General features: G+C 64.9%; 1 protein-coding gene. It reads right to left on the bottom strand.

Annotated elements, in window-relative coordinates; translation table 11 throughout:
- Positions 1-556, bottom strand: a 556-nt coding sequence (locus HX846_RS38655) for a lyase family protein (RefSeq protein WP_256740558.1), incomplete at both ends; no start/stop codon positions are given.

The following is a 556-nucleotide window of genomic DNA, read 5'->3' as shown; positions in this document are numbered from 1 at the left end:
GTTGGCGATTTTCATCAGGGCCACGGCCAGGGTCTTCAAGGCGCCGTGCAGGGTGGTCAACGGCTCATGGCCCGACAGCGCGGCGAATTTGTTCGGTGCGGTGACAAACGGCAGGCCCGACAGCGCGGCCAATTCCGAGGCAATCGCCTCGCCAAAACCGTGGGGTGAATTGAGCCCGGTGCCGACGGCAGTACCACCCTGGGCCAGTTCACACACGGCGGGCAGGGCGCTGCGGATCGCGCGTTCTGCGTAGTCGAGTTGCGCTATAAAGGCCGAGACTTCCTGGCCGAAGGTGATGGGCGTCGCATCCATCATGTGGGTGCGGCCGGTTTTCACCAGCTTCATGTGGCGCGCCGACAACTCTGCCAAACCACCAGACAGTTCACGGATCGCCGGCAACAGCTTCTCGGTGACGGCCTGCACGGCGGCGATGCTCATGGCGGTGGGGAAGCAGTCGTTGGAGCTCTGGGAACGGTTGACGTGGTCGTTGGGATGCACCGGGCTCTTGCCGCCACGGGGCTTGCCCGCCAGCTCGTTGGCACGGCCGGCGATCACT

It is taken from the genome of Pseudomonas sp. K5002 (assembly GCF_013386655.1).
GTDB lineage: Bacteria > Pseudomonadota > Gammaproteobacteria > Pseudomonadales > Pseudomonadaceae > Aquipseudomonas.
Note: the sequence above shows the minus strand (reverse complement) of the source record. Positions and strands in the feature narration are given on the sequence as shown.